Origin of the sequence: Vogesella amnigena, assembly GCF_042648905.1 — a bacterium.
GTDB classification, from domain to species: domain Bacteria; phylum Pseudomonadota; class Gammaproteobacteria; order Burkholderiales; family Chromobacteriaceae; genus Vogesella; species Vogesella amnigena.
Genome location: NZ_JBHRYH010000042.1, coordinates 46,640 through 53,423, shown reverse-complemented (window position 1 = coordinate 53,423; position 6,784 = coordinate 46,640). Strand labels below are relative to the sequence as shown.

Genomic DNA, 6,784 nt, shown 5'->3' with positions numbered 1-6,784 from the left:
TTGCCAACCATTGGAGCCAGAGTGTCAGAGTTAACTTGGCCGGGATATGAGCAAGATTCGCACCATGAAAAATGCCGTCCACTTGCTTAAGTGAACGGCATTAGGCCAATGCGCCGGGCTTTTTGCTGGCACACGCGTCTACACCAGAGCCAGGCCACCTAGCACCAGCCCCCCCGCCAGCATCAGCAGCAGCAGTGCCAGCCAGGGAGAGCGCAACACTGGCACCCGCATGCCGGTAACCCGTGGCTTGTTGCCAGTCAGCATCGGCAGCACCAGGTTTTCCCCGCGCAGGAAACGGTAGGCCACAATGGCAAGCACATGCACCACCACCAGCAGCAGCAGCACGTTGAACCAGGCGCCGTGCCAGTCGCTGATCAGTTCCGCCAGCTCGCCATCCAGCAACCTGGCCAGCGGCCCATCATACAAATAGCTGTCGGTATCCACCGCAAACAAGCCCAGGCACAGCTGCAACAGCAATGCGGCCAACATAGCCAGCACCATCAGCGCCCCCAGCGGGTTGTGGCCGGCATGCGCCTGTTGCTCGCCGCGCAGGTATGCAGCAATAGCCGCCGGGCCCCGCACAAAGCTAGCAAACCGCGACGTCTCGCTACCCCACAGCCCCCACAGCAGGCGAAACAGCAGCAGTACCAGCAGCCCGATACCCAAGCGGGTATGTAGCATCAGCTGCCCCTGCTCGCCGCTCCACCACATTGCCCCGAACAAGGCCACCAGTAGCCAGTGAAACAGCCTGGTCGGCGCATCCCATACTTTCACCCGGTCCCGCATTGCCACACTCCTTTACTTTGCTGCTGCATTTTACCGTTAGCGGCTGCGGCCGGCACGCACCGCCGCTGGCCACGGCACAGACTGCGGTGCAGCAAAATCGGCTAGAATAGCCGCTCGTTGCCGCTTCAAGGCTGGCGCCGTTTCACACCAAGGAGAATTCCCAAGATGTTCCAGTCCGCCCTTATCCAGGATCTGCAAGCACGTGGCCTGATCGCACAGCAAACCGATGCGGCAGCCCTCGACGAACTGCTGACCAAGGAGAGCGTGACTCTGTATTGCGGCTTCGATCCGACCGCAGACAGCCTGCATATCGGCAGCCTTGTACCCATTCTTATGCTCCGCCGTTTCCAACAGGCAGGACATAGCCCCGTTGCGCTGGTTGGCGGCGCCACCGGCATGATCGGCGACCCCAGCTTCAAGGCCACCGAACGCAAGCTGAACACCCCGGATGTGATTGCCGGCTGGGTAGACAAGATCCGCGACCAGGTATCGCCGTTTCTGTCGTTCGAAGGCGCCAACGCCGCCATCATGGCCAACAACTACGACTGGTTTGGCGGCATGGGCGCGCTGGAGTTCCTGCGCGACATCGGCAAGCATTTCTCGATCAACCAGATGATCAAGAAAGAAGCAGTGCAGCAGCGCATCAGTCGTGAAGATCAGGGCATCAGCTACACCGAATTCAGCTACAGCCTGCTGCAGGGCTATGACTTTGCCGAACTCAACAAACGTCTTGGCTGCAAACTGCAGATCGGCGGCTCCGACCAGTGGGGCAATATTACCGCGGGTACTGACCTGACTCGTCGACTCAACCAGGAGCAGGTATTTGGTCTGACCATGCCATTGGTCACCAAGTCCGACGGCACCAAGTTCGGCAAGACCGAGTCCGGCACTATCTGGCTGGATGCCAAGAAGACATCGCCATACGCGTTCTACCAGTTCTGGATGAACACCGCCGATGCCGACGTGTACAAGTTCCTGCGCTACTTTACCTTCCTGTCGCTGGACGAGATCGCCGCCATCGAGGAGCAGGACAAGAGCAGCGGCGGCAAGCCGCAGGCACAGCGCATCCTGGCGGAACAGGTAACCGCGCTGGTGCATGGCCAGGCCGCAGTGGAGGCCGCGCAACGGATCAGCGCCAGCCTGTTCAGCGGCAGTGTTGCCGACCTGACGGAATCCGACCTGGCACAGCTGGCGCAGGATGGCATGCCCAGTGTCCAGCTGCCACGCGACAATGCCGGCCTGATCGACACCCTGGTGGCAGGCGGCCTGGCCAAGTCCAAGTCTGAGGCCCGCACCTTCATCCAGAGCGGCGCGGTGAGCATCAACGGCTACAAGGCAGACAGCCTGGAACACCAGATTGCCGATGGTGAGCGCCTGTTTGGCCAGTACAGCCTGCTCAAGCGCGGCAAGAAGAACCACACCCTGATCTGCTGGCAGTAAACCCGCTGCCACACCCCCAACGGGGCCGGCGCACGACAGCATCACCTGTTACGCGCCGGCCCCGTTTTGCTGCCGCCATCCCGCGCCAGCCCCACCGCAATCGGTGCCATCTCCTGCTGCCCGCCGGCAAATACTATGCAGTTTGCGTGCTTGCAGCTATATATTGATAAGAATTCATTCAAACTCGTTTTGCCGCCTATCGCCGTCTCGCCACACCTCGACCTGACCTGAAATGCCCATACAGGGGGCACGCAACAAGAAAGGCGACCTAGACTCATGCGACCACCACCCAGCAGCCATCACGCTCGCTTGCTGCGCACCGTCTGGCCTTTTGTGCTGGTGGCCATACTGCAGGCTGCCGTCAGCGGCATCAGCCTGTACATGCTGTCGAATGTGCGCGCCTATGTCAGCGGCGAGAGCCTGTGGTCGAAGGGGCAGAAAGATGCCATTCACTATCTGAAGCTTTATGCCGACAGCGGCGACCCGCTGCTGTTTCAGCGTTACCAGCAAGCCATCGCCATTCCGCTGGCGGACCGTGACGGCCGACAGGCGCTGGATGCCGCCGAGCCTGATCTCGCGCGCGCCGGCAGCAGTTTCATACAGGGCGGCAACCACCCGGACGACGTCCCCGGCATGATCTGGCTGTACCGCAATTTCCGCCACGTCAGCTACCTGAAAACCGCCATCCAGCACTGGACCGCCGGCGACCATCACCTGCTGCAGCTCACCGAGCTTGCGGCCAGCATGCATGCCACCTTCAGCCACCACCGCCCCAGCCCTGAGGAAATACGCAGCTGGGCGGCGCAGATCCGCCACATCAACGAACAGCTCACCCCGCTGGAAAAGGCCTTCTCCGATTCGCTGGGGGCCGCCTCCCGCTTCATCCAGCAGCTGCTGCTCACCGTCAACGTACTGGCCAGTGCACTGCTGGTCATGCTGGCAACCCGGCGTACCAGCAAGCTATTGCGACAGCGCACCGCATTCGAACAAGCCCTGAACGAAGAAAAGGAACGCGCTCAGGTTACCCTGGCCTCGATTGGCGATGCCGTCATCACCATTGATGAAGCCGGCTTCATCTCCTACATGAACCCGGCAGCCGAGCAGCTCACCACCTGGCTGGACGAACAGGCACGCGGACTGCCGCTGAACTCCATAATCCGCATGCTGGACGAGCAGAACCAGCAACAAGACGGCCAGCTGCTGGAAGAGATACTGAGCGGAAAAACCAGCGGCAGCAGCCAGCATGCCCAGCTGATGGTGCGCCTGGACGGCAGTGCCATTGCCATTTCCCTGGTTGCCGCGCCGATCTTCAGCCATGGCCGTGTCAGTGGTGCGGTACTGGTGCTGCACGACATGACCCGCGAGCGCCAGTACGTTGCCAACCTGTCCTGGCAGGCCAGTCACGATGCGCTCACCGGCCTGGTAAACCGCCGCGAATTCGAGCAGCGCCTGGAGCTCGCCATCGAGCGGCAGGCCAGCAGCAGCAAGCCGGTAGAACATGCGCTGATGTTTCTCGACCTGGACCAGTTCAAGCTGGTGAATGACACCAGTGGACACGCAGCCGGCGACGAGCTGCTGCGCCAGATCTGCACCCTGCTGCAAAAACAGTTGCGTGACGGGGACACCCTGGCCCGGCTGGGCGGCGACGAATTCGGCATCCTGCTGGAGCACTGCCCTGCCATTCATGCCGGCCAGATTGCCGAGGCGTTGCGGCAAACCGTGCAGGATCTGCACTTTGTCTGGCAGGGCCGGCCGTTCAATACCAGTATCAGCATCGGGCTGGTGCATCTTAGCCGGCCACTCAGCACCCTGGCCGAAGCCCTGCGCGCTGCGGATGTCGCCTGCTACATGGCCAAGGAAAAGGGGCGCAACCGGGTGCAGGTCTACCATCCGGACGACTCGGAACTATCGATGAAGTACGGCGAGATGGCCTGGGTGCAGCGCATCCACCTGGCACTGGAGGAAAACCGCTTCCGTCTATACATGCAGCAGATCGCGCCGCTGCACGAAGAGGCGTCCAGCGGCGTCCATATCGAGTTGCTGCTGCGGCTGCACGATGAATTCGGCCGCCTGGTACCGCCGATCAGCTTCATCCCGGCGGCGGAGCGTTACGGCCTGATGCTGCTGATCGACCGCTGGGTGGTGCAGCAGGCATTTGCCACCCTGGCTGCCAGACAGCATTGCCGTAAGGGGGCCCCCATTGCCACCTGCGCCATCAACCTGTCCGGCAACAGCATCGGCGACGATGCTTTTCTCGATTTCGTGCGCGAGCAGTTCCGCCAGCATGCCATTGCACCGCACAGCATCTGTTTCGAGATCACCGAAACCAGCGCCATCGCCAATCTCAGCGATGCCACGCGCTTTATTGCCGAGCTGCAGCAGCTGGGCTGCCGTTTCTCGCTGGATGATTTCGGCTCCGGCATGTCATCGTTCAGCTACCTGAAACACCTGCCGGTGGACTACCTGAAGATCGACGGCAGCTTCGTCAAGGACATGCTGGACGACCCCATCGATCACGCCATGGTGGCAGCCATCAACCACATCGGCCACGTGATGGGCAAGCGCACCATCGCCGAGTTCGTCGAAACGCCGCAGCTGATGCAGGCCGTTGGCCTGCTGGGCATCGATTATGCCCAGGGCTACGCCATCATGCGGCCGCAACCCTTCACCTGCGACTGCGAATTGCAGACAAACTTTCCGCATGGTTGCCAACCGCTGACAGATGCACTGAACCAGGACCGCGACGCCGAGACGCGCTGACCGCAGGCCGACTGTGGCAAAAACACATCAATTCCCATATAAATCAGCAATTTATTTTTACAGCGACATGCGAAGGCCGCCCCTGACGGCATTGCCATAAGCGACCGCTTTCATTTTGACCGCGACGCAAATCCACCTATTTTCCTCCCGGCGCAATCCCCACCGCCAGGCGCCCTGCCATCGCCATGGCCAGGCGCTCCACCGGCGGCATTGACGCCCGACAACCCGCTCTCTAGATTGGGTCGCAGCCACATCAGGCAGACAGGAGAGATCGCCCGGTTGCAAAACCAGCGGCGGCGCCGAAGGGGAATCGCCCCGAAAACTCTCAGGCAAAAGGACTGTCTGCCCAGGCTCTCTGGAGAGCAGGCGCCCGCATGGCGCCTCGCCGAAGGCAGCACGGTGCGTACACGCGCACCCAATCTCTCAGGCACACGGACAGAGGGGGCAAGCAAGGTCGCTAGCGACCACCCACCCCCATTTACCGGGCTTGCGGCCAAGGTTGGCCGCAGCCTTTGTCTGGAGAGCGCCATGTTTACCCGTGATATGCAGATTGCCGGCTTCGACGACGCCCTGTGGGCCGCCATGCAGGCCGAAGACCAACGCCAGCAGGACCACATCGAGCTGATTGCCTCCGAAAACTACACCAGTCCGCGCGTGATGCAGGCCCAGGGCAGCCAGCTCACCAACAAGTACGCCGAGGGCTACCCCGGCAAGCGCTACTACGGCGGCTGCGAACACGTGGACGTGGTGGAGCAACTGGCCATCGACCGTGCCAAAGCGCTGTTCGGCGCCGACTACGCCAACGTGCAGCCGCACTCCGGCAGCCAGGCCAATGCCGCCGTGTACATGGCGCTGCTGGAGCCGCACGACACCGTGCTCGGCATGAGCCTGGCCCACGGCGGCCACCTCACCCACGGCGCCAAGGTCAACTTCTCCGGCAAGATCTACCACGCGGTGCAGTACGGCCTGAATCCGGAAACCGGCGAGATCGATTACGACGAAGTACAGCGCATGGCCAATGAGTACCAGCCGAAGATGATCGTGGCCGGCTTCTCCGCCTACTCGCTGATCGTGGACTGGAAGCGCATGCGCGAAATCGCCGACAGCATCGGTGCCTACCTGTTCGTGGACATGGCCCACGTAGCTGGCCTGGTAGCCGCCGGCCTGTACCCGAACCCGATTCCGCACGCCCACGTGGTGACCACCACCACCCACAAGACCCTGCGCGGCCCGCGTGGCGGCCTGATCCTCGCTGCGGCCAACCCGGAGCTGGAGAAGAAGCTGAATTCGGTGGTATTCCCCGGCATCCAGGGCGGCCCGCTGATGCACGTGATTGCCGCCAAGGCGGTGGCATTCCAGGAGGCGCTGCAGCCGGAATTCGTTGATTACCAGAAGCAGGTGCTGGCCAACGCCCGCGCCATGGTGCAGGTGTTCCAGGACCGTGGCTACAGCATCGTCTCCGGCAAAACCGACGACCACCTGTTCCTGCTGAGCCTGATCGACAAGGGCCTTACCGGCAAGGCGGCCGACGCCGCGCTGGGCGCCGCCCACATCACCGTGAACAAGAACGCGGTGCCGAACGATCCGCAAAGCCCGTTCGTGACCAGCGGCATCCGTATCGGCACCCCGGCGATCACCAGCCGTGGCTTCAAGGAAACCGAAGCGCGCCAGGTGGCGCACTGGGTGTGTGACATTCTCGACGACATCGAGAACCCGGAAGTGAGCGCGCGTGTAAAACGCCAGGCTGCAGAGCTGTGTGCCGCCTTCCCGGTATACCGTGAAACCAGCGGGAGCTGAT

The 6,784-nt window shown here is 62.1% G+C and carries 4 protein-coding genes and 1 riboswitch; of the genes, 3 read left to right on the top strand and 1 reads right to left on the bottom strand.

Features of this window, described 5'->3' with window-relative positions; all coding sequences use genetic code 11:
• Window positions 1–138: 138 nt before the first annotated feature.
• The gene (locus ACFOKJ_RS13660) at window positions 139–786 is read right to left on the bottom strand and encodes a cytochrome b/b6 domain-containing protein (protein WP_390280521.1); all 648 of its coding nucleotides are present in this window, start codon (window positions 784–786) and stop codon (window positions 139–141) included.
• A gap of 165 nt (window positions 787–951) precedes the next feature.
• Between ACFOKJ_RS13660 and tyrS the strand changes: the two genes are divergently transcribed.
• The 3 genes from tyrS (at window position 952) to glyA (ending at window position 6,783) form a co-directional block, all read left to right on the top strand.
• Window positions 952–2,226 carry a tyrosine--tRNA ligase gene (gene tyrS, locus ACFOKJ_RS13655; protein ID WP_390280519.1) on the top strand — a complete coding sequence of 425 codons (1,275 nt, stop codon included), beginning with the start codon at window positions 952–954 and terminating at the stop codon, window positions 2,224–2,226.
• A 276-nt stretch (window positions 2,227–2,502) separates the two neighbouring features.
• Window positions 2,503–4,986, top strand: a complete 2,484-nt coding sequence (locus ACFOKJ_RS13650) for an EAL domain-containing protein (protein WP_390280517.1) — start codon at window positions 2,503–2,505, stop codon at window positions 4,984–4,986.
• 252 nt (window positions 4,987–5,238) lie between these two features.
• A riboswitch (glycine riboswitch) is annotated at window positions 5,239–5,337 on the top strand.
• Between the two features lie 177 nt (window positions 5,338–5,514).
• Window positions 5,515–6,783 carry a serine hydroxymethyltransferase gene (gene glyA, locus ACFOKJ_RS13645; RefSeq protein WP_390280514.1) on the top strand — a complete coding sequence of 423 codons (1,269 nt, stop codon included), beginning with the start codon at window positions 5,515–5,517 and terminating at the stop codon, window positions 6,781–6,783.
• The last annotated feature ends 1 nt before the right edge of the window (window position 6,784 follow it).